Consider the following 405-nt stretch of genomic DNA (forward strand, 5'->3'; position numbering starts at 1 on the left):
AAAATGGCTGGCTTTGATCCGAAGGAATATCAGGGCTTCGCATTCGGAATGGGTGTTGAGCGCATCGCGATGCTGAAATACGGCATTGATGATATCCGCCACTTCTATACAAACGATGTCAGATTTATTTCGCAGTTTAAACAGGCGTAAGAGGAGGATGCAAGGATGTTTGTTTCTTATAAATGGTTAGAGGATTATGTTGATTTAAAAGGCATGGACCCGGCTGTTCTTGCTGAAAAAATTACAAGAGCCGGTATTGAGGTTGAAGGAATTGAATACAAAGGAGAAGGCATCAAAGGCGTTGTCATCGGCCATGTGCTGGAGCGCGAGCAGCACCCGAATGCTGATAAGCTGAATTAGTGCCTTGTGGATATCGGAGCTGAAGCCCCTGTACAAATCATTTGC

General features: G+C 44.9%; 1 protein-coding gene and 1 pseudogene. Both read left to right on the plus strand.

What is annotated here, in order from left to right; genetic code table 11:
* Positions 1 to 150: tRNA ligase subunit PheS family protein (locus tag AY633_RS16385; protein ID WP_455657217.1), on the plus strand; the 150-nt coding region annotated here is incomplete at its 5' end.
* 15 nt (positions 151 to 165) lie between these two features.
* A pseudogene (locus tag AY633_RS12245) lies at positions 166 to 357 on the plus strand (hypothetical protein); the annotation flags it as partial.
* Positions 358 to 405 lie beyond the last annotated feature (48 nt).

Origin of the sequence: Planococcus maritimus, from assembly GCF_001592825.1 — a bacterium.
Taxonomy (GTDB): Bacteria; Bacillota; Bacilli; order Bacillales_A; family Planococcaceae; genus Planococcus; species Planococcus maritimus_C.